This is a genomic window from Microlunatus capsulatus, assembly GCF_017876495.1.
Taxonomy (GTDB): domain Bacteria; phylum Actinomycetota; class Actinomycetes; order Propionibacteriales; family Propionibacteriaceae; genus Microlunatus; species Microlunatus capsulatus.
On record NZ_JAGIOB010000001.1, the window covers coordinates 1214457 to 1235920 of the forward strand.

Below are 21464 nucleotides of genomic sequence, written 5' to 3' on the forward strand. Positions count from 1 at the left end.
TCCCGTACCTCAGGATTGGCTCGGGTCGGTCCTAGGTCGTGGCGAGCGCGATCTCCAGGGTGTCGCTGGCCGTCTGCTTGAGGTAACGCTTCGACTTCGGGGCGCTCTGGGCGAGCAGCTCGTAGGTCAGGTTGAGCGTGACCGAGCGGGCGGCGGGGTCCAGCGCCGGCAGGGTCAGCACCTCGCTGTAGGAGCTCGGCTCCGTGACGAGGTACCCGGGGTCGACGTCGGCCTGGTCGGTCAGCGGCTCGGCCGCCGGCAGCGGGCCGTCCTCGCCCGCCACGTCGACCCGGGCCTCGACCGAGCGCAGGTAGATGTCCTGCTCGCTGCCGTCGGGGAAGGAGGCCGTGAGGGCCACGTTGAGCGGCTTGGTGGCCTCGGGGCTCCAGCGGTCCAGCGCCAGCTCGGAGTAGTAGGTGACGGCCACCTCGACCCCGCCGGCGGTCAGGGTCCGCTTCGCCGACCCCTTCGCCAGGTCGTTCACGAGCTTCGCCGTGGGCGTCGGGCTCGGGGTGACGGACGGCGTCGCGGAGACGGGGGCGGCGGGGGCGGCCTGCTCGTCGCCCTCGTTCCAGGGGGCGGTGCCGCAGCCGGACAGGACGCCGCCCAGGAGAGCCGTGGCGAGAGCCAGGGACGCCAGGCGGGGGGTGGTTCGGGGGCTCACCGGTGCTCCTTCGGGCGCGCGCGCCACAGTGTCGGTCCCCGAGGCCGCCACGGTAGCAGCCGGGACCCGACCGGCCGCCGTACCAGCGGCGCACTGGTCGCAGCCGCGACCGATCGGACGTCAACGTGCTGTTGACAACAATCTGTTGACGGGTGGAGGCTCGGAGCATGACCGAGGAACCCCGCACCACCGCCGAGGACCGACGCCGCCGGCGGGCCCCCGCCGCCCTCGTCGCGGTCGCCGAACGGCACGCCGCCTCCCCCGCCGCCCGCGCCCGGACGGCTCCGGCCGCGACGCTGCTGCCGCACGAGGCGGTGCGCCTCGTGGAGCTGCTCGCGGCCGGCACGGCCCAGCACGAGGACGCCGAGCCCCGGGTGGACGCCGACGACCTGCGGGCCGCGCTCACCCTGCTCCCCCAGGTGCGGGCCGAGCTGGACGAGACCGAGCTGGGGCTGCTGGTGATGGCCCGCGGCCGCGGGCTCACCTGGGCCGAGGTCGCCGAGGGCCTCGGGCTGGGCAGCGCGCAGGCGGCCCAGCAGCGGCACGACCGGCTGGCCGCGCGGACCCAGCCCGAGGGCTGAGGGTCAGCGGCGCCAGGTCCAGGGCGTCGTCCTCGTGACCCGGACCAGGCCGGCCCGCTCGAGGATCGGCCGCGAGAGCTCGGTCGAGTCGCTGTGCAGCAGGGTGCGGCCCAGCGCCAGGGCCGAGCGCGCGCGGGCGGCGGTGAGCGCGCGGTAGATCCCCCGGCCGCGCCAGCCCGGCAGGGTCGCGCCGCCCCAGAGCCCGGCGACGTCGCTACCGGCCACCGGCTCGAGCCGCCCGGCGCTGACCACCCGGCCGCCGGACTCGGCGACCCACAGCTCCACCCCGTCGTCGGCGGCCAGCCGGTGCAGCAGGTCCTCGGCCCGCCGGGCCGACACGGGCTCCCCGAGAGCGGCGTCCTGCGCCGTGCTCGCCGCCCGGACGTCCTCCTCCGCGCGGACCCGGCGGAGCGCGACCCCGGCCGGCAGGGCGACGTCGGCGGCCAGCAGCGCGGCGCGGCCGAGCATGACCGACTCGGGCTCACCGGCGACGAAGCCGTGCGCCGCCAGGGCCTCGGGCAGACCGCGGGCGTGGTCGTGGCCGCGGGCCTTCCACTCGACCTCCTCGACCGACGGCAGCCCGCGGAAGTGGTCGAGGGCGCCCGCGACGAGCGCCGCGACCTCCGCCGCCCCGCCCCCGCCGAGGTCGCGGTAGGTGATGAAGCCCTGACCCCCGGCGAAGGTGGCCAGCAGCAGCGGGCCGAGGGTCGCGACGTCGAGCGCTCCGGCCGTCTCGGCGTCGGTGCGGAGCTGGGCGTCGTAGGCGGCGAGGAGGTGTGCGGCGTCCATGGCCGGGCCAGCCTCCCCGGCCGGGCGGCGTCCCGCCACCGGGTCTCGCCGCCGGCCGTCCGTCACGGCCGGCCGGCCAGCCGGGCGAGGTCGCGCCGACCGCGCTCGGCCACCCCGGCGACGAGGTCCGGGCGCCGGTCGAGGGCCCAGCGGACGCGGTCGAGGACGGCGACGGCCCGCACGTCGTCCAGCGGGGCCAGCAGCGCGGGCAGCGTCGTGCCGAAGCCGGCGGCGAAGGCGGCCAGCTGGTCCGGGCTGGCGATGTCGTCGTCGGTGTGGTGGCCGGTGAGGGTGAGCAGGTCGGCGAACGGGACCGGCCCGCACGCGGCCGTCCCCCAGTCGATGAGCACCAGCGTGCCGTCGGGGGCCCGCAGGACGTTGCGGGGCACCAGGTCCCCGTGGCCGAGGCCGGTCCGCAGCGGGGTGGCGGCCAGCCGGTCCAGCCGCTCGTGCAGCCGCGGCTGCTCGGCGGCCGGGTAGACGCCGAGCCCGAGCAGCGGGTCCTCAGCCGTCAGCGCCGCGCGGTTGTAGTCCAGGTGGGCCTGCCAGGCGGCCGGCAGGTCGCGGCCGAACCGGGTGAACAGGGCGTCGGGGGCGTCGTCGCCCACCGGGACGTCCGCCGTCCGCCGGGCCCAGTCCCCCAGCGTCCACCACAGCCGACCGGGGTCGGCCGGCTCCAGCGGGAGGTGCGGGACGTACCGCTGGACGCCGTAGGGCACCCCGTCCAGGACGCCGTCGGCCAGCGCCGCGGGCACCGGCAGCCCGGCGGCCGCGGCCGCCCGCAGGCACCAGGACTCGACGACGAACTCGTCGCCGCGCTCCTGCTCGCGCGCGAACCGCACCACCACGCGCTCGTCGCCACGGCCGAGGACCACCACGTGGTTGACCGAGCCGGCGCCGCGCACCTCCTGCGCCGGGGCGGTGGGCAGCCCGTGGCGCTCGGCGATCCGGACGGCCAGGGCGAGGTCGCGGGGCACACCGCAACCTAGCGCCCTGTCTCCGCACAGCGTGTGAGCTGGTGAGGCGTACTCACCGCGCGAGGTCACACGTTGTCGCCTCACCGGCCGGATCGGGCGGCTACGGCGCAGGAGTGAGCCCGCGGCGCGGGGCGGCATGATGGGGCCGTGCGACCCGAGGCCTCCGTGCTGCACCTCGACCTCGACGCGTTCTTCGCCTCGGTCGAGCAGCGCGACAAGCCCTCGCTGCGGGGCAAGCCCGTCGTCGTCGGCGGGGTCGGCGCCCGCGGGGTCGTCGCCACCGCGTCCTACGAGGCCCGGGTGTTCGGCGTCCGGTCCGCGATGCCGGGCGGGGAGGCCCGTCGGCGCTGCCCGCACGCCGCGTTCCTCGGCGGCCGCTTCGGCGCCTACCGCGAGGCCAGCGGCCAGGTGATGGCCCGGCTGCGGGCGCTGTCCCCGCTGGTCGAGCCGCTGAGCCTGGACGAGGCGTTCGTCGACCTGCGGGCCGCCGAGTCCGTCCCCGGCTACGACACCGCCACGCTGCAGCGCGTGGTCGACGAGCTCCGCGCCGCGATCACCGAGGCGACGGACGGGCTGACCGCCTCCGTCGGCGTCGGGACCTCGAAGTTCATGGCCAAGATCGCCAGCGAGCTGGCCAAGCCCGACGGCAGCCGGATCGTCGAGCCCGGCACCGAGGTCGCACTGCTGGCGCCGATGGAGGTGGGCGTGATCCCCGGCGTGGGGCCGGTGACGGTCGACAAGCTGCAGCGCATCGGGCTGCACCGGGTCGGCGACCTGCAGGACGTCGACGTCGACGAGCTGGCCCAGGTGCTGGGCCGCAACGCCGCTACCGCCCTCGTCGCCCTGGCGCACGCGCGCGACGACCGGCCCGTCGAGGCCGAGCGCGAGGCCAAGTCGATCTCCACCGAGGACACCTTCGAGCGCGACCTCACCGACGTCGCCGAGCTCACCGCGATCCTGCGCCGCGACGCCCGGGCGGTGGCGCGCCGGCTCACCGCCTCCGGGCTCTTCGCCCGCACCGTCACCCTCAAGCTGCGCCGGCACGACTTCTCCACGATCACCCGGTCCCGCACCCTGCTGAGCGCCACTGACCGGGCCGAGGTCGTCGCGTCGGTCGCCGAGGCGCTGCTGGCCGGCGTCGACGTCACCGACGGCGTACGGCTGCTGGGCGTCGGCGTGGCCGGGCTGACCGACGTCCTGCAGGAGGACCTGTTCGCCGAGGACCCGCCGGCGCTCGCCGAGGCCGACGCCGCCCCGGGCGCCGAGCCGACCTCAGCGCCGGACGAGGAGCCCGAGCCGCCGCGGCGGGCCGGCTGGACCCCCGGCGCCGACGTCGAGCACGACGAGCACGGCCCCGGCTGGGTCTGGGGCTCCGGCGTCGGCCGGGTCACCGTCCGCTTCGAGACCCGGACCACCGGCCCCGGCCCGGTCCGCACGTTCAGCGAGGACGACCCTCGGCTCCGCCGGTGTTGATGGTCCTCGCTCCGCTCGGACGCGGCGGGCGCTCTGGTCCGCCGTGTTCGTCGGGTGCCGGGTGGCGTCGCCGGGTCTCTCCCCTGCTCGGCTCGGCTCAGCTCTTCAGCCCACGTTCCACCAGGCCGCGGAAGAGGCCGTGGTCGTCGCCGTGCTCGGGGTGCCACTGGACGCCGAGCCAGAAGGGCCGGTCGGGGTCCTCGAGGGCCTCGACCGTCCCGTCGGCGGCGTGGGCCGTGGCCACCAGGCCCGGGTGCACGGCGACGCTCTGGTGGTGGTGGCAGTTGACCTGCAGGTCCGCGCCCACGAGCGTGCGGACCAGCGAGCGCTCGGCGGTGGCGACCGGCACCCAGCCGAAGGCGTCGCCGCCCGGCGAGTGCTCGTCGTGGCCGACGACGTCCGGCAGGTGCTGCTGCAGCGTCCCGCCGGCGTGCACGGCCATCACCTGCAGGCCGCGGCAGATGCCGAGCACCGGGGTGCCCAGCGCCGCCGCCCGGTCGAGCAGGGCCAGCTCCCAGGCGTCGCGGTCGGGCCGCGGCGCCTGCGTGCGCGGGTCGCTCTCCGCGCCGTAGCGGACCGGCTCGACGTCGGAGCCGCCGCTGATGATCAGCCCGTCCAGCCGCTCCACCACGCCCGCCCCGTCCTCGGCCTGCGGGGGCAGCAGGACCGGGATCCCGCCGGCCGCCTCCACCGAGCGCGCGTACAGCGAGTTGAGCAGGTCGGCCTGCGCGTGCCAGACGCCCCAGGCCGCCTGCTCCCGGTAGGCGCTGAGCCCGATCACCGGGCGGCTCACAGCGGCGTCACGTACGCGCCGCTGATCCCGCCGTCCACCAGGAAGGTGTTCGCGGTGATGAAGCTGGACTCGTCCGAGGCCAGGAACAGCACGGCGTTCGCGATCTCGTCCGGCTCGGCGAAGCGGCCGATCGGGACGTGCACCAGCCGACGGGCGGCCCGCTCCGGGTCGGAGGCGAACAGCTCGCGCAGCAGCGGCGTGTTGACGGGCCCGGGGCACAGCGCGTTCACCCGGATCCCCTGCCGGGCGAACTGGACGCCGAGCTCACGGCTCATCGACAGCACGCCGCCCTTCGACGCGGAGTAGGAGATCTGCGACGTCGCCGCCCCCATCACCGCCACGAAGGAGGCCGTGTTGATGATCGACCCGCGGCCCTGCTCGATCATGTGCGGCAGCGCGGCCTTGCAGCACAGGTAGACGCTCGTCAGGTTGACCTCCTGCACCCGCCGCCAGGCGTCGAGGTCGGTGTCGAGGATCGAGTCGTCCTCCGGCGGGGAGATCCCCGCGTTGTTGAAGGCGATGTCGACCGCGCCGTAGGTCTCCTTGGCGGTGGCGAAGAGGGCGTCCACGTCCTCCTTGCTCGTGACGTCGGTGCGCACGTAGGTGCCCTGCACCGACTCCGCCACCACGGGTCCCCGGGCGTCGTCGACGTCACCGATGACGACGTGCGCGCCCTCCGCGGCCAGCCGGCGAACGCTCGCGAGGCCGATGCCCGAGCAGCCCCCGGTGACCACGGCCACCCTGCCCTGCACGCGTCCGGTCATGATCTTGCTCCTTCGTGGTCGGTTGGACAGATGATCATGCTCATCCGTCGCTGAGGAAGACGTTCTTCTCCTCGGTGAAGCCGTGCGGGGCGTCGGGCCCCAGCTCGCGGCCCAGGCCGGACTGCTTGAAGCCGCCGAACGGGGTCCAGTAGCGCACCGAGGAGTGGGAGTTGACGCTGAGGTTGCCGGCCTGCACGGCCCGGGAGACCCGTAGCGCCCGGCCGAGGTCGCCGGTGTAGATCGAACCGGACAGCCCGTAGTCGGAGTCGTTGGCCAGCGCCACGGCCTCGGCCTCGTCGGCGAACGGCAGCACGGCGACGACGGGCCCGAAGACCTCCTCGCGCCAGATCCGCTGCTCGGGGCCGGTGGCCAGCACCACCGACGGCGGCACCCAGAACCCGGGCCCGTCCGGCGCGGTGCCGGCGAAGGCGACGTCGACCTCGTCGAGGTAGCCCTGCACCCGGTCGCGCTGCCGGGCCGAGACCAGCGGTCCCATCTCGGCGGCCTCGTCGGACGGGTCGGTGACCACGAAGGCCTCGACGGCGCTCTGCAGCCGGTCGAGGAACTCCGCGTGCACCGACTCCTGGACGAGGATCCGGGAGCGGGCGCAGCAGTCCTGGCCGGCGTTGTCGAACACCGCGGACGGGGCCGCGGCGGCGGCCTTGGCGAGGTCGGCGTCGGCGAAGACGATGTTGGCGCTCTTGCCGCCCAGCTCCAGCGTGCAGCGCTTCACCTGCTCGGCGCAGCCGGCCAGCACCTGCTTGCCGACGGCGGTGGAGCCGGTGAAGCAGACCTTGCGGACCAGCGGGTGGGTGACGAACCGCTGCCCGACGACGGGCCCGGCGCCCGGCAGGACGGTGAGGACGTGCTCGGGCAGCCCCGCCTCCAGCGCCAGCTCGGCGAGCCGCAGCGCGGTCAGGGGCGTGTACTCGGCGGGCTTGAGGACGACCGTGTTGCCCGCCGCCAGCGCCGGCGCGAAGCCCCAGGCCGCGATGGGCATGGGGAAGTTCCAGGGCACGATGATCCCGACGACGCCCAGCGGCTCGTGGAAGGTGACGTCGATGCCGCCGGGCACCGGGATCTGCCGGCCGAACAGCCGCTCGGGGGTGGCCGAGTAGTAGTTGAGGACGTCGCGGACGTTGCCGGCCTCCCAGCGGGCGTTCCCGATGGTGTGGCCGGCGTTGCGGACCTCCAGCCGGGCCAGCTCCTCCAGGTGCTCGTCGACGACGACGGCGAACCGCCGCAGCAGCCGGGCCCGCTCCCCCGGCGTGACGGCGGCCCAGGCCGGGGCGGCGGCCGCGGCGGCCTCGATCGCGGCGTCGGTGCGGGCCAGGTCGGCCATCGCCACGTCGCCGATCGGGCGGGCGGTGGTGGGGTCGACCAGCGTGAAGCTCTCGGAGATGGGTCTCACATCCTCTCGAAGCCGCGGCGCAGCTCCCAGTCGGTGACGGCGGCGTCGAAGGCGGCCAGCTCGACGTCGGCCATGTTGGTGTAGTGGTCGACGACCTCGTCGCCGAAGACCTCGCGGGCGACCGCGGAGCCGGCGAAGGCGTCCCGGGCCTGGAGCAGCGTACGCGGCACCGTCGGCAGGCCCGAGGTGTAGGCGTTGCCCGTCAGCTCGGCCGGCAGCTCCAGCTCGTGCTCGATGCCGTGCAGGCCGCCCGCGACCATCGCCGCCAGCGCCAGGTAGGGGTTGACGTCGCCGCCCGGGACCCGGTTCTCCACCCGGGCGCCCTTCCCGTGCCCCACGACGCGGAGCGCGCAGGTCCGGTTGTCCTGGCCCCAGGCGATCGTCGTGGGGGCGAAGGAGCCGGCGGCGAACCGCTTGTAGGAGTTGACGTTCGGCGCGTAGAGCAGCGTGAAGTCGGCCATCGTCGCCAGCAGGCCGGCGAGGAAGTGGTCGTAGAGCGTGCTCCTCCCGCCGTTCCCCGACTCGTCCCAGAAGACCGTCTCGCCGTCCTCCCCGCGGAACGAGAGGTGGATGTGGCAGGAGTTGCCCTCGCGCTGGTCGTACTTGGCCATGAAGGTCAGCGACATCCCGTGCTGGGCGGCGATCTCCTTGGCGGCGGTCTTGTAGACGGCGTGGTTGTCGGCCGTGGTGAGGGCGTCGGCGTAGAGGAAGCCGATCTCGTGCTGGCCGAGGTTGCACTCCCCCTTGGCCGACTCGACGTCCATCCCCGCGCCGTACATCGCGTTCCGGATGGCGCGGGAGAGCGGCTCCACCCGGGCGGTGCCCAGCACCGAGTAGTCGACGTTGTACTGGCTGAGCGGCGCGAGGTCGCGGTAGCCGGCGTTCCAGGCGTCCTCGTAGGAGGTGCGGAAGGCGATGAACTCCAGCTCGGTGCCGGCCAGGGCGACGTAGCCGCGCTCGGCGGCCCGGGCCAGCTGGGTGGTCAGCAGCGTGCGCGGGGACTGCGGGACCGGGCGGTGGTCGAGGGTGACGAGGTCGCACTGCACCATCGCCGAGCCCGGCAGGTGCGGCAGCAGCCGGATCGTCTGCAGGTCCAGCGCGAACTCCATGTCGCCGTAGCCGGAGTCCCAGCTGGCCATCGCGTAGCCGTCGACGGTGTTCATGTCGACGTCGACGCTCAGCAGGTAGTTGCAGCCCTCGGTGCCCGCCTCCAGCACGTGGTCGACGAAGTAGGCGGCGTGCATCCGCTTGCCCTGCAGCCGTCCTTGCATGTCGGTGAAGGCCACCACGACGGTGTCGAGCTCGCCCTCGGCGACGCGTCGTCGCAGGTCGTGCACGCTCAGGTGCCGGTCGTTCCTCAGCTGGCTCATGTCCGCTCTCCTCGTCCCTCGTCCACTCGTCGGTCAGTCCAGCAGGCCGCGCAGCAGCGCGGCGGTGTCGTCGCAGTGCCGTTCCATCTCCCGGCGCGCGCGGGCGCCGTCGCCCTCCAGCACGGCGGCCACGATGGCCTCGTGCTGGGCGCTCGAGTGCTCGATGTTGACCCGGAGCACCGGGATCGCCACCAGCATGTCGTGCAGCCCCGCCTGCACCGCCGTCACGGCCTCGACCAGCCGGGCCGACCCGGTGACCGTGGCCAGCGCGAGGTGCAGCCGGGAGTCCGCCTGCCGGTGCCCCGCCGCGTCGGGTGCCGCGGCCACCGCCGCGAGCGAGTCGACCACCAGCGCCCGCTCCGCCGCGCTCAGCGTGCGCCCCGCCGCGACCTGCACCGCCCCCGGCTCCACCACCCGGCGGAAGACGAGGCCGTCCAGCAGCTCCTCGCGCCGGCCCCGCAGCCGGGCCCGGCCGCCCTGGCCCGGCGTGGAGGGCTCGTGCAGCACGACGCTGCCGCCGCCCCGGCCCCGGGTGGTGGCCACCATCCCGGCCTCCCGGAGCCCGGCCATCGCCTCCCGCAGCGTCGCCCGGGAGACCCCGAGCGCCACCGCGAGCTCCCGCTCGGGCGGCAGCGCGCTGCCGTGCGGGTAGACGCCCAGCCGGATGGCCGTGGCCAGCCGCTCGACGCAGTCCTCGAAGGCGTGCCGGCTGCGCGCCGCGCCGAGGACGACGGCCGCCAGCCCCGGCCCGGCCTCCTGCTCCCCGCTCAGCTGTCCAGCACCTTCTCGGCCTCCGGGCTGGTCGCCTCGTCCTTCGCCGCCAGCATGAAGGTGTGCCGGCCGCCGACGAACCAGGAGACGGTGGCGAAGGCCAGCACCACGAGCACCGCGACCGGTGCGTAGTTGAAGGTGCTGACGTCGACCGGGGAGACCGGCGGCAGCACGAAGAGGATGCAGATGATGACGACCCAGACCACCGCGACCCAGCCGACGAGGCCGGAGAAGCGGCCGAGGTTCCACGGGCCCGGGGTGAAGTCGCGGTTGAGCCGGCGCAGCAGCACCGGGACCACGTAGGCGATGTAGAGCCCGATCACCGCGATCGAGGTGACGGCGAAGTAGGCCGTCGAGCTGACCAGGGCGGGCGAGGCCAGGATCACCGACAGCGCGACGCACAGCCAGATGGAGTTGGTCGGGGTGCCCGTGCGCGGGTTGACCTTGGCCCAGATCCGGGAGCCCGGCAGCGCCTTGTCGCGGGAGAACGCGTAGGACATCCGCGAGTTGGCGGTGACCGAGGCCATGCCGCAGAAGAACTGGGCGACGCAGACGATGAAGAGCAGGAACTTCGCCACCGTCGGGTTGTCCAGGCTGTCGAGGAAGATCTGCGCGGGCGGCAGGCCGGTCGCCGACTCCGACAGGGCGGCCAGGCCGGCCTCGCTGCGGTCGGTGATGGCGGCGGTGATCGAGTACAGCAGGATGAACCCGCCGATGACTGAGACCAGGACGCTGGTGACGATCCCCCGGGGCGCCGCGACGGAGGCGTTCTTGGTCTCCTCGGCGACGTGGGCCGACGCGTCGTAGCCCGTGTAGGTGTACTGGGCCATCAGCAGGCCCATGAGGAAGACGTAGGGCAGGAAGGTCCAGCCGGTCTCGTTGTGGAAGCCGGTCAGTGTCCAGGACACCGACTGGTGCTTCTCGGGCAGGATCCACAGCGCGCCGACGATCACCAGCACACCGCCGACGTGCCACCAGGCGGAGACGTTGGACAGCAGGCTGACCAGGTTGACGCCGAAGGTGTTGAGCAGGCCGTGCACGACGATGATCGCGACGAAGAGGGCGAACGTGCGCCCCGGCGTCGCCTCGACGCCCCAGACGAGGTTCATGAACGCCATCCAGGTGGTGGCGCAGCCGAAGTCGATGGCCGCGGTCACGGCGACCTCGCCGAGGAAGTTGAACCAGCCGGTGAACCAGGCCCACTCGCGCTTGTTCCGCTTGGCCAGGCGGCCGGCCCAGAAGTAGAGCCCGCCCGCCGTCGGGTAGCGGGAGCAGACCTCGGCCATCGCGCCGGCCACGGCCAGCACGAGGATGCCGACGATGAGCCAGCCGAGCACCAGCGTCGACGGGCCGCCCGAGCGGAGCGCGATCCCGTAGGAGGTGATGCAGCCGGCGAGGATCGAGATGATCGAGAACGAGACGGCGAAGTTGGAGAACGCGGACATGCCGCGGTGCAGCTCCTGGGTGTAGCCGAGCTCGGCCAGGTGCCGGGCGTCGTCGTCCAGGTCGGCGTGGTCGGGGTGGTCGACGCTCATGCGGGCTCCGATCGAAGGGGGCGACGTCGCGCACAGTCTGTCGGCGGGGCCCCGAGCCGTCAATGGTCCGGCCTCAGACCATTCGGCCACCGGACGCGCGCGCCCTTCCCCGGTGCTGCGTCATGCCCCGGGTCAGCCGCGGAGCCAGGGGTCCTCGGGCCGGGTGTCAGGGCGGAAGCCGTGCGCCTCCGCCCTGGCCGCGGCGCCCTCGAGCCCGCGGCCGACCTTCTCCGGCTCGTGCGCGTCGCTGCCGAAGGTGACGCGGCGCCCGCCCTCCTCGACCCACCAGCGGAGGACCGTGTCGTCGAGCGGCAGCTTGGTGTTGATCTCCAGCGCCCGCTCCCCCGCCGCGACGGCCGCCAGCGCGGCCCGCAGCTCGTCCTCGAAGTCGCGCGGGTCGAACGGACCGGCCGTCGCGGGCCAGGACCGCACGGGGTAGTCGATGTGCGCCAGCACGCCGAACGCGTCCGAGCCCGCGACCATCCGCGGGATCTCGGCCAGGTACTCGACGAAGAGCTCCGCGACGGGCCGGCGCTCGACCAGGGTGAAGGGCTCGGCGAAGGCGTCGCCGTCGGGCAGGCAGTGCAGGGAGCCGAGCACCCGGTCGACGGACCCCGCGGCCAGCAGCGCGGCGAGCTCGTCGCCGTGCCGGTGCGGCTGACCCACCTCGATCCCGGTGACGACCCGCAGCTCCGGGAACAGGCCCCGGCAGCGCTCGACGGAGGCGAGGTAGCCCGGGACGTCCAGTCGCGGCGCGACCAGCAGGCCGTCCTGGACGAGCGGGGCGTAGCGCTCCACCAGGGCGCCGGCCCGGAACGGGGTGAGGTCGACGTGCTCGGTGAAGACCACCGCCGGCAGGCCGAGCGCGACGGCCCGGCGGCAGGTCCCCTCCATCGAGCCCGCCAGCGCGTCCCAGGAGAACTCGCTGTGGACGTGTCCGTCGGCCGGCAGCACCATCCGGGCAGTCTGCCACCGGTCGGCCGTGGGCTTGTGAGGACTTCGACCGGGTAGTCGCGACTCAACTCCTCACAGCTCGGCCCTACCATCGGCCGGTGGCCATGTGGACGGGATCGCTGGAGCTGGACCTGCTGCTCGGGGACGTGCACTCGCTCAAGGAGAAGCGCTCCCTGGTGCGGCCGCTGCTGGCGGAGCTCCGACGCCGCTTCGAGGTGGCCGTCGCCGAGGTGGACCACGTCGAGCTGCACCGCCGGGCCGTCGTCGGGGTCGTCGCGGTGGCCGGTGAGCAGGGGCACCTCGTCGACGTCCTCGACGCCGTCGAGCGCAGCGTCGCCGCCCGCCCGGAGATGGAGCTGCTCTCCGCGCGGAGGCGGCTGCGGGCCGGGGACGACTGAGCCCTACGACGGCTCGGCCCGTCGACGGGCTCAGGGAGCAGGGGCGGGCTCAGGGAGCGGGGGCCGGCGCAGGGCGGGGGTCAGCGTGGGGTCTGGCCGACGTCGTCCCAGCCCTGCTGCGGGGTGGCGCAGGAGTCGCGGAAGACGTACTGGGATACCAGCTTGCGCTGGTGGCTGGACCAGTCGATGGCCGGTCGGCGCTGCTCGGCGGGCAGGTAGCCCAGCCGGTAGACCGCCATCAGCTCCAGCTCGTCGGGGACGCCGAAGAGCTTCTCGATCCGCGCCCACTGGCCCGGCACCTCCATCGGGAAGGAGATGAACTGGATGCCCATCCCGAGCTCAACGGTGGTCAGCCAGACGTTCTCCATCGCCGCGCCCATGCTGAACACGGAGTAGAAGGACGACAGCTCCCCGGGCCGGTACTCGGCGCGGTCCAGCATCACGCCGAGCAGCAGCGGCGAGCCCGCCACCAGCTTGCGGTTCTCCTCGCCCAGGGTGTGCGGCACCCGCAGCGTGTTCATCAGCCGCTGGCCGCGCGCGGTGAACACCTGCTTGGTGAACGGCCGCAGCGGCGCCGGCAGCTTGTCGAAGAGCATCCCGTCGCGGCGGGACTCCATCTCCTCGGCGCTGAAGCGGAAGTACCGCTTGTAGCGCTCGAAGAACGTGCCGTTCGACATCGCCTCGGTCATGCTCTCGCCGCTGATCGCCGCCACCTGCTCGACGACGCCGCGGTCCTCGGTGATGACGAAGCGCCACGGCTGGCTGTTGAGCTGCGACGGCGCCCGCCCCGCCACCTCCATCAGCAGCTTCTGGTGCTCAGGCGTCACCGGGTCGGGCAGGAACGGCCCGTTGGTGGTCTTGCGCCGCCGGACGACGTCGAGGAACTCCATGGTCACCGCCGGTCTGCGACCAGGGCGGCCGCGTAGAAGGGTGCGGCCGAGGCCGCGACGACGACGTGGCGCCGCGAGCGGGTGCCCGCGTACGGGACCACGGCCAGCGGGACGACCGCGGGGAGCAGCCACCAGCCGGCCCGGGCCCGCTCCCGGCCCGCGGCCGCCAGCGCCACCGCCGTCAACGTCGCCGTGCTGACGTAGAGCGCGTGGTGCACCCAGCGCGCCCGGCCGGTGCGCAGCCGGCCGGTGGCGACGCCGACGCCCAGGGCGCAGCTGGCCAGGTAGCTGGTGCCGGCCGCCCGGAGCAGCGCCCGCGCCGGCCTAGCCACGCGGGCTCCAGGTGGCGAGCAGCCGGAACGGCGCCTGCGGCCGCACCCGCCAGCCGTCCGGGAGCGCCCGGGCCAGCTCGTCGGGGGTGTAGCTGCGGCGGATGGACCGCAGCCCATCGGTGTGCAGGAAGGAGTCGCGGGCCGCCGGCCGCGCGGCCAGCCACCAGCCCAGGTAGGCCGCCCGACTGCGCCGCAGGTCGCTGTGCACGACGAGCCCGCGCGCCAGCCGGGTGCACTCCTCCAGGACCCGGCCCAGCGCGTCGGCGTCGAGGTGGTGCAGCAGGTGGTTGGAGGTGACGAGGTCGAACCGCTCCCCCGCCGCGACGAGGGCGGCGGTGTCGGCGGCGCGGAAGGTGACACCCGGGGTGGCGGGCCGGTCGCGGACGAAGGCCAGCGCGCGCGGGTCCGGGTCGACGGCGTCCACGACCAGCCGGAGCCCGTCGGCCCGCGCCCAGCCGGCCAGCGCGCGGGCCAGGTCCCCGCCGCCGAAGCCGACGTCGAGCAGCGTCGTCGTCCGCTCGGCGGAGAGCCGGGGCGCCAGCAGCTCGCGGTAGGTCCGTCGCCAGCCGGCGACCAGCCGGTTGACCAGCCCGAAACGGGCGTAGGTGCGGCGCAGCGCCTGCTCGTCGCAGTCCGGGTCGTCCATCAGCTCGAGCACCGCGGTGTCGCGGTGCCGCAGGTCGACGCTCACCGGCGCGGCCCCATCAGGCGTCCCGCCGGGTCAGCAGGGCGCTCTCCACGCTGAGACCGGGGCCGAAGGCCAGCGCGCAGACCCGGCCGGCGCCCGCGGGCTCCCCCTGCAGGAGGGCGCGCAGGACGAACAGCACGGTGGCGCTGGACATGTTGCCGTAGCGGCGCAGCACCTCCCGCGACGGCGCCAGCTGGTCCGGGCCCAGCCCCAGGGCGGACTCGACGCGGTCGAGGATGCTGCGCCCGCCCGGGTGCACCGCCCAGTGGTCGACGCCGGGGTAGCCGTCCCCGCCCGCGCCCAGCAGGGGCGTCAGGGCCTCACGCACGTGGGCGCCGACCAGCCGCGGCACCTGGCCGCTCAGCACCATCTCGAAGCCCTCGTCGCCGATCGTCCAGGCCATGTCGTGCTCGCCCTCGACGACCAGCGCCGACGCGAAGGTGTCGAGGTCCAGCAGCGGTGTGCCGGGCGGGGCGGGCCGGGCGGTGACGACGGCCGCCGCGCCGCCGTCGGCGAACAGCGAGCAGCTCAGCAGGGTGTCGGCGTCCTCGGCGCTGCGCAGGTGCAGCGTGCACAGCTCGACGGAGACGACGAGGACCACCGCGTCGGGGTCGGCCCGGCAGAAGTCCGCGGCCGCCCGCAGGGCCGGGAACGCGCCGTAGCAGCCCATGAAGCCGACGTGGTAGCGCTGCACGGAGGGCTCCAGGCCCAGCGCCCGGACCACCTCGATGTCGGGGCCGGGGGCGTAGAAGCCGGTGCAGGAGACGGTGACGACGTGGGTGACGTCGGCGGGCAGCACGCCGGGCGCGGCGGCCAGCGCCTGCTTGGCGGCGGCGGTGAACAGCTCACCGGCCGCCTCCCGGTAGACGGCGTTGCGGCGGCCGGTCGGCAGCCGGCGCAGCACGCCGGTGGCGGGTTCGAGGAACCCCGCGCCGGGGGTGCCGCCCCCGGCCAGCTCGGCGAGGACGGTGTGCCGGGTGTCGATGGCGGCGGCGTCGAAGACGGTGGCCACCATCCGCTGCCGCAGCCGCGACAGCCCGGGCTGGGCGGCGAAGAGGTCCCGGACCACCGGTTGGGCCAGGACGGTCTCGGGCACCACCGTCTCGATGGATCGGATGCTGACGGGCACGGCTCCACTCTGCCTCGTCACACAACCGCCCGCCGCGCGGAGGTCACGTCGGTCCGCCGCACCTCAGGACGTGCGGTCGCGCCGGCCGGCCGCCCACGGCTCGCCGAGGTCGACGTCGAGCACCAGGCGCGCGGGGTCCAGCAGGGAGGCCTCCCGCCGGCAGACGTAGCGGCCCTCGCCGTCGGTGCCGGAGATCGTGTTGCCGTCCTCGATGACGTCGCCGGTGTCGAACAGGTAGATCGCGGTGGCGAACAGCAGCTCGGCGATCTCGCCCGGCTCCCGGTCGCGGAAGTGGCACTGGACGTCGGGCAGGTCGAAGACGTGCAGGCCGAGGGAGTCCATCGCCAGCGCGCCCTCGTCGTGGGCGTCGCTGAACATCCGCACGTTGATCACGCCGTCGACGTCGCCGGCGCCGAAGGTCGCCGGGTCGGAGACGCGCTGGCTGCGGGCCCAGTGCAGGGCGCGCGGCGACGTGCGGGCGACCAGCACCGCGACGACCTCGCCCAGCGACGTCACCCGCTCGGCGGCGCTGCGGCCGGCGGCCAGCACCTCGGTCACCAGCACCGAGGCCCGGCACGGCGCGAGCGCGGCCTCCGCGCCCGCCCAGTCCCAGGTCTGGCTGACGTCGGGCAGGGTCTTGCCGTCCTCGCCCAGCGGGGAGCCAGGCACCACGACGGTGACCAGCGGCGGCAGGTCCGGGTCGTCGAGGGGGTGCGGGACGCTCAGCGAGCCGTCCTGCACCTCGGCCCCGGGGCGGACGGCGCGCAGCGCCTCCAGCAGGCCGGGGTCGGCGAGGTCGGGCGCCTCGGGGTACCAGAGCTCGGCCACCAGGCCGGGTCCGGTGGGGGCCCCGGCGCCGGTGCTCGGCGGGTTCGTCATGGTCGCTCGTCCCTCCAGGGCTCGCGGCCCACCGCAGCGGTGAGCACGTCGGGGCAGTCCAGCATCATCAGGTGCCGAGCATCCTCCACCACAACCACCGACGCCGACAGCAGCCCCGCCAGCCGGCGCTGGTCAGCCACCCAGCCGGCCCCGCCGTCACCGGCCGCGGTCAGCACGACGGCGGGGGTGCCGGGCCAGGGCGCCCGGGCGCGGACGGCGTCGAGCGCGGCCAGCTGGTCGGCCTCGACCGACTGCTCGGCGACGACGGCCGCCACGGCCTCCGGGTCGGACCAGGCCCGGCGGACGGCGTCGCGCACCGCCGCCGCCCGGACGCGGGTCTGCCGGGCGCTGCCGAGCCAGCCGACCTCGGCCGCCAACCGGCGGGCCGGGGCGAGCCGGAGCAGCCGTCGGGCCAGCCGGGCCAGGGCCAGCCAGCCGGCGCCGACGGCGGCGGGGTGCGGCCGCGGGCGGTCCCGGGCCACGCTGCTGTCCACCAGCACCAGCCGGGCGACGAGGTCGGGGTGCAGCCGGGTCAGCGCCTCGGCGTGCGGCCCGGCCATCGAGTGGGCGGCGACCACGGCCGGCCCGTCGAGCTCGGCCAGCAGGGCGGCGAGCACCGCGACCTCGCCCGCCAGGTCGGGCAGCCGGCCGGGCCAGCGGGTGCCGCCGCCCCCCGCGCGCTCGAGCCGGACGACGGTGGCGCCCGGCAGCCGCTCGACCACCGGCGCCCACAGCTCGGCCGGCACCCCGCAGCCGCCGAGCAGCAGCACCGGTGGGCCGCTCCCCTGCACCCGGACCCGGACGTCTAGCCCGGCGAGCCGGCGGACCCCGTCGACGTCGCTCACCGCGGCACCCGCCCGGCGAGGGCGTCGGCAGGCTCTCGGGTCGCCTCGCGCCGGTCCGACGACGGCGGCGCGTCCAGGCCGCCGAGCCCGACGACCGCGCACCACAGCGACGCCGCCACGACCGTCACGGCCTGCGGGTAGCCCAGCCCGGGGACGCCGAGCCCGTCCATCACGACGAGCACGAGCAGGGCCACGACCTCGACGACGGCCAGGCCCAGCGCGACCCGTCGTCGGGTCGGGGGCTCGTGCCGGGCGCCGGGACGACGCACCAGACCCAGCCACCCGGCCACGAGCGACGTCGTGATCCCCACCTGGGCGCCGACGCTGGTCCAGGTGTGCGCGGCGTGCCGCCAGGAGACCCGGCCCTGCTCCTCGGCGACCCGGCAGGCGGTCTCGAGGGTGGGCGAGCAGTCGAGGGCGCAGAAGGCGTCGAGCACGGTGGCGACGGCGAACAGCAGCAGCCCGGCCCAGGCCAGCGCCTCCCACCGGCTCGTCGTGCCGGCGCGGCGCGCGCGCCAGCGGCTCCGCGCGTGCAGGCCGACGACCACCACGAGGAGGCCGCTCAGCAGGTCGCCACCGCGGAAGAACAGGTCGTGCGGCTGGTCGAGGGCGCCCAGCTCGGAGAGGTAGCCGTCGAGGAGGGTTGCGTGGCCGTTGAGCGGGCGCCAGGCCGCCCAGGTGTTGTAGGTGAGCACGGTGACGAGCCCGGCGACGGCGGCGACCGGACGGCCCGGCGCGGTCCGGAGGGAGCCCCGGGAGCCTGCGGCGCTCACCCCCGGCCCCGCGGCCGGACCAGCGGGAAGGTGATGGTCTCCCGGATCGAGGTGCCGGTGAGCAGCATGACGAGCCGGTCCAGGCCCATCCCCAGGCCCCCGGTGGGCGGCATGGCGTGCTCGAGGGCGACGAGGAAGTCCTCGTCCAGCTCCATCGCCTCCGGGTCGCCGCCCGCCGCCTGCAGCGACTGCTCGGTGAGCCGGCGGCGCTGCAGGACGGGGTCGACCAGCTCGGAGTACGCGGTGCCGATCTCGGCGCCGAAGGCCACGAGGTCCCAGCGCTCGGCCAGCCGGTCGTCGCGCCGGTGCGGGCGGGTCAGCGGGGACACCTCGGCCGGGAAGTCGGTGTAGAAGGTGGGCCGGCCGGTCGTCCGCTCCACCAGGTGCTCGTAGAGCTCGGTGAGCACCGCACCACGGCCCGCGCGCGCGTCGAGGTCGAGGTGCAGCCGCTCCGCCAGCGCCACCAGGTCCGCGCGCGGGGTGTCCGGGGTGACCTCGGTCCCCGCGGCCGCGGCGACGGCGTCGTGCACCGTGACCACGGGCCAGGGTTCCAGCAGGTCGACGACGTGGTGCCGGCCCGCGGCGTCGGTGCCCTCGACGACGGGGTGCCCGGTCACCGCGCGCGCCGCCTCGGTGACGAGCTGCTGGGCGACCGCCCGCATCGTCGTGTAGTCGCCGTAGGCCTGGTAGGCCTCGAGCATCGTGAACTCGGGGTTGTGGGTGGCGTCCGCGCCCTCGTTGCGGAAGTTCCGGCCGATCTCGAACAGCCGGTCGACCCCGCCCACCATCAGCCGCTTGAGGTAGAGCTCGGGCGCGATCCTCAGGTAGAGCTCGAGGTCGTAGGCGTTGATGTGCGTGCGGAAGGGCCGGGCGTTCGCGCCGCCGTGCACGGTCTGCAGCACCGGCGTCTCGACCTCGAGGTACCCGAGCGCGTGCAGGGTGTCGCGGACCGCCCGGACCGCTCCCGAGCGGGCGACCAGCCGGCCGCGCGCCGCGGGGCTGACCGTGAGGTCGAGGTAGCGCTGCCGCACCCGGGTCTCCGGGTCGGGCACACCGGTGCGGAGGTCGGGCGGCGGCCGCAGCGCCTTGGAGGTGAGCAGCCAGGCGGTGACCTGCAGAGACTGCTCGCCGCTGCGGGACAGGACGACGGTCCCCTCGGCGCCCACGTGGTCCCCGCGGCCGACGGTCCGGCGCAGCTCGGCGAGCGCCTCCGGACCGGCCGCCTCACGGGTGATCATCAGCTGCGCGCGGCCGCTCCAGTCCTGCACCAGCAGGAACACCACGCCGCCGAGGTCGCGGACGGCCAGCACGCGGCCGGCCACGGAGGTCGTCATGCCCAGCCGGAGCTCGGCCAGGCTCCGGGCGGGCCGGAAGGCGGGCGGGTAGGGGTCGACCCCGCGGGCCAGCAGGTCGTCGCGGACCGCCATCCGCTGCCGCACCTGCTCCGGCAGCCGGCGGGCGTCGCCGGCGTCGGAGGGGTCGGCCGCCGGGTCCGCGGGTGGCTCGGCGGGCGCCGACCTGGCCGGGCCGGCGCCGACCGCGGCGGGCCGGGAGCGCGAGCGGAGGAACCCCGGCAGGTCGATGAAGCCCTCGGCCACGCCCGACGCCGCACCGACCAGCGCGATGTCGCGGGTCTCGGCGTAGCAGAGGAAGCGGGGTTGCCAGAGCGGGCGGTACTTGACGTTGGAGCGGTACAGCGACTCGATCTGCCACCAGCGCGACGCCACCAGCAGCAGCCGCCGCCACAGCCGCAGCACCGGCCCGGCGCCGATCCGCGCGCCCTCCTCGAAGGCCGAGCGGAAGACCGCGAAGTTCAGCGACACCCGCCGCAGCGCCAGCTCCCGGCCCGCGGCCAGCACGGCGCAGACCATCAGCTCGGTGACCCCGTTGTCCGCCTGCGGGTGCCGGCGCATGAGGTCGAGGGAGAAGCCGTCGGTCCCCCAGGGCACGAAGGAGAGCAGGCCGGCGACGGCCCCCCGCTCGTCCACCAGGGCGTCGGGGAACAGCGCCTCGACCACCAGGCAGTCGCCGTCGGCGGGGTCGCCCAGCCGGCCCAGCGCCATCGAGAAGCCGCGCTCGGTCTCGGCGTCGCGCCATGCCTCGACCAGGCCGACGAGCGCGGCCAGCTCCTCGGCCGGCACCTCGCGCTGCCGGCGGACGCGGGTGCGGTAGCCCGCCCGCTCCAGCCGCTGGACGGCCTGCCGGACGGGGCGCATCTCCTTGTCGTCGAGGTGGAAGTCACGCGGCTGCAGCACCGCCTCGTCGCCCAGCCGCAGGACCCGCAGGCCGGCGCGCGCGTAGGCGGTGGCCCCCGGCTCGCCGGCGCCGATGACGGCCGGCGTCCAGCCGTAGGTCGCGCAGAGCGAGCGCCAGGCGTCGATGGCGGCCGGCCACTGCTCGCGCGGGCCCAGCGGGTCGCCGGCGGCCAGGCAGACGCCCAGGTCGACGCGGTAGGTGACGGCCGCCCGGCCGTCGGGGGCGAAGACGACCGCCCGGTCCCGCCGGGTGGCGAAGTAGGCCAGCGAGTCCTCCCCCGACCGGGCGACCAGGGCGCGGACGCGCGGCTCCTCGGCGTCGGTCATCAGCGACGCCCGGCGCTGGCTGCGCATGAGGACGACGAGTGCGGCCAGCAGGCTGAGCCCGGCCAGCACCCCGATCACGGTGCTGACCCAGCTGGGCGGCGCGACCAGGACCGGCCCGGTCAGCGAGCCGCCGCTGTCGAGGGCCAGGGTGCCCAGCTGGCGCAGCACCCAGGCGGACCGCCCCCGCGGCGCGACCAGCGCGCTCGGCACCACGGTGACGAGCAGCAGCGCGACGCCGAAGGTGGCCACCAGCCCGACGGCGAGGGTGAGCAGCGCCGAGCGGACCCGGCCGGGCGGGCGCCGGGCGTCGAACTCGCGCCGGTGCAGGACCAGGCACGCGGTGAGCCAACCGAGCACGGCGAGGTTCACCGCGAACCGGGCCAGCAGCGGGAGGGCCGTGCCCTCCCCCGCCTGCGCCGAGGCCCGGACCAGGCCGACGACGCCCACCACGTCCCCCAGCAGCGCCAGCCCGCAGAGCACCAGCGCGACCACCCACGCGGCCTGCTTCCGCCGCGCCAGCCCGCCGGCCAGGATCAGCAGGAAGACGGCGAAGCCGACGGTGGCGCCGTCGACGGGCAGCACGAGCGTGGAGTAGACGTCGACGAGCAGGTCGGTCCAGCCGACGCCGGGGGCCAGCGCCTGCAGGCCCAGCACCACCGCCCCGAGGACCAGCAGCCGCGCGACCACCGAGGGGAAGCGGGTCCAGCGCCTGCCGGGGCGGAGCGCCCGCCCCGGACGCCCCGGCGGCGGGGCCGTCCCGGACGTCGCGACCGGGGGGACCACCGCCGTGCTGCTCACCCCGCCACTGTGGCAGAGCGCTCCGCGCCGGCCCCGCACCGAGCGGCGGGCGGACGGTGCGGGTGGCG

21 protein-coding genes are annotated in these 21464 nt (G+C 75.4%); 3 read left to right on the forward strand and 18 right to left on the reverse strand.

The window, feature by feature from the left end:
* Positions 1–31: 31 nt before the first annotated feature.
* Positions 32–664, reverse strand: coding sequence for a hypothetical protein (locus JOF54_RS05585; RefSeq protein ID WP_210053751.1), 633 nt, complete (start codon positions 662–664; stop codon positions 32–34).
* Positions 665–831: 167 nt separating this feature from the next.
* On the opposite strand from JOF54_RS05585, the gene JOF54_RS05590 reads away from it, so the two are divergent.
* On the forward strand, positions 832–1245 hold the full coding sequence (locus JOF54_RS05590; protein ID WP_210053753.1) for a hypothetical protein: 414 nt from the start codon (positions 832–834) through the stop codon (positions 1243–1245).
* 3 nt (positions 1246–1248) lie between these two features.
* On the opposite strand, the gene JOF54_RS05595 is transcribed toward JOF54_RS05590, so the two are convergent.
* Entirely contained in the window at positions 1249–2034 is a 786-nt protein-coding gene (locus JOF54_RS05595) for a GNAT family N-acetyltransferase (RefSeq protein ID WP_210053755.1), read from the reverse strand.
* A 62-nt stretch (positions 2035–2096) separates the two neighbouring features.
* Positions 2097–3011, reverse strand: coding sequence for a phosphotransferase (locus JOF54_RS05600; RefSeq protein WP_210053758.1), 915 nt, complete (start codon positions 3009–3011; stop codon positions 2097–2099).
* Positions 3012–3158: 147 nt separating this feature from the next.
* Between JOF54_RS05600 and JOF54_RS05605 the strand changes: the two genes are divergently transcribed.
* Entirely contained in the window at positions 3159–4484 is a 1326-nt protein-coding gene (locus JOF54_RS05605; RefSeq protein ID WP_210053759.1) for a DNA polymerase IV, read from the forward strand.
* 97 nt (positions 4485–4581) lie between these two features.
* Here JOF54_RS05605 and JOF54_RS05610 read toward each other — a convergent pair whose 3' ends face one another.
* The 7 genes from JOF54_RS05610 to JOF54_RS05640 form a co-directional block, all read right to left on the reverse strand.
* Entirely contained in the window at positions 4582–5277 is a 696-nt protein-coding gene (locus JOF54_RS05610) for a gamma-glutamyl-gamma-aminobutyrate hydrolase family protein (protein WP_210053761.1), read from the reverse strand.
* Positions 5274–6041, reverse strand: a complete 768-nt coding sequence (locus tag JOF54_RS05615) for a 3-oxoacyl-ACP reductase (protein WP_210053763.1) — start codon at positions 6039–6041, stop codon at positions 5274–5276. The genes JOF54_RS05610 and JOF54_RS05615 overlap by 4 nt, the downstream gene beginning before the upstream one ends.
* A gap of 40 nt (positions 6042–6081) precedes the next feature.
* Positions 6082–7452 (reverse strand): aldehyde dehydrogenase family protein, encoded by a 1371-nt coding sequence (locus tag JOF54_RS05620; RefSeq protein ID WP_425560611.1) that lies wholly within the window; start codon positions 7450–7452, stop codon positions 6082–6084.
* Positions 7449–8822: a glutamine synthetase family protein gene (locus JOF54_RS05625; RefSeq protein WP_210053765.1), complete on the reverse strand. Its 1374-nt coding sequence runs from the start codon at positions 8820–8822 to the stop codon at positions 7449–7451. Before JOF54_RS05625 ends, JOF54_RS05620 begins: the two co-directional genes overlap by 4 nt.
* Positions 8823–8855: 33 nt before the next feature.
* Positions 8856–9677 (reverse strand): FadR/GntR family transcriptional regulator, encoded by an 822-nt coding sequence (locus JOF54_RS05630; protein WP_307804458.1) that lies wholly within the window; start codon positions 9675–9677, stop codon positions 8856–8858.
* Positions 9590–11128, reverse strand: a complete 1539-nt coding sequence (locus JOF54_RS05635; protein WP_210053767.1) for an amino acid permease — start codon at positions 11126–11128, stop codon at positions 9590–9592. The genes JOF54_RS05630 and JOF54_RS05635 overlap by 88 nt, the downstream gene beginning before the upstream one ends.
* Positions 11129–11260: 132 nt before the next feature.
* Entirely contained in the window at positions 11261–12085 is an 825-nt protein-coding gene (locus JOF54_RS05640) for a PHP domain-containing protein (protein WP_210053769.1), read from the reverse strand.
* 101 nt (positions 12086–12186) lie between these two features.
* Between JOF54_RS05640 and JOF54_RS05645 the strand changes: the two genes are divergently transcribed.
* Positions 12187–12480, forward strand: a complete 294-nt coding sequence (locus JOF54_RS05645; protein WP_210059375.1) for a DUF503 domain-containing protein — start codon at positions 12187–12189, stop codon at positions 12478–12480.
* 80 nt (positions 12481–12560) lie between these two features.
* Here the strand turns inward: JOF54_RS05645 and JOF54_RS05650 are convergent, their stop codons facing one another.
* From JOF54_RS05650 to lysX, 8 genes are all read right to left on the reverse strand, one after another.
* Positions 12561–13370 carry a nitroreductase family protein gene (locus JOF54_RS05650; protein WP_210053771.1) on the reverse strand — a complete coding sequence of 270 codons (810 nt, stop codon included), beginning with the start codon at positions 13368–13370 and terminating at the stop codon, positions 12561–12563.
* 2 nt (positions 13371–13372) lie between these two features.
* On the reverse strand, positions 13373–13702 hold the full coding sequence (locus tag JOF54_RS05655; RefSeq protein WP_210053773.1) for a hypothetical protein: 330 nt from the start codon (positions 13700–13702) through the stop codon (positions 13373–13375).
* Complete coding sequence (locus JOF54_RS05660; RefSeq protein ID WP_210053775.1) at positions 13695–14393, reverse strand: class I SAM-dependent methyltransferase; 699 nt, start codon at positions 14391–14393, stop codon at positions 13695–13697. Before JOF54_RS05660 ends, JOF54_RS05655 begins: the two co-directional genes overlap by 8 nt.
* 13 nt (positions 14394–14406) lie before the next feature.
* A complete protein-coding gene (locus JOF54_RS21790) occupies positions 14407–15519 on the reverse strand; it encodes a type III polyketide synthase (protein ID WP_210053777.1) in 1113 nt (370 codons plus the stop codon).
* A gap of 63 nt (positions 15520–15582) precedes the next feature.
* The gene (locus tag JOF54_RS05670; protein ID WP_210053779.1) at positions 15583–16398 is read right to left on the reverse strand and encodes a DUF4261 domain-containing protein; all 816 of its coding nucleotides are present in this window, start codon (positions 16396–16398) and stop codon (positions 15583–15585) included.
* Positions 16395–17243, reverse strand: a complete 849-nt coding sequence (locus JOF54_RS05675; protein WP_210053781.1) for an alpha/beta fold hydrolase — start codon at positions 17241–17243, stop codon at positions 16395–16397. Before JOF54_RS05675 ends, JOF54_RS05670 begins: the two co-directional genes overlap by 4 nt.
* Positions 17240–18016 carry a DUF998 domain-containing protein gene (locus tag JOF54_RS05680; RefSeq protein WP_210053783.1) on the reverse strand — a complete coding sequence of 259 codons (777 nt, stop codon included), beginning with the start codon at positions 18014–18016 and terminating at the stop codon, positions 17240–17242. Before JOF54_RS05680 ends, JOF54_RS05675 begins: the two co-directional genes overlap by 4 nt.
* A complete protein-coding gene (lysX, locus tag JOF54_RS05685; protein WP_344017865.1) occupies positions 18013–21285 on the reverse strand; it encodes a bifunctional lysylphosphatidylglycerol synthetase/lysine--tRNA ligase LysX in 3273 nt (1090 codons plus the stop codon). The genes JOF54_RS05680 and lysX overlap by 4 nt, the downstream gene beginning before the upstream one ends.
* Between the last annotated feature and the right edge of the window lie 179 nt (positions 21286–21464).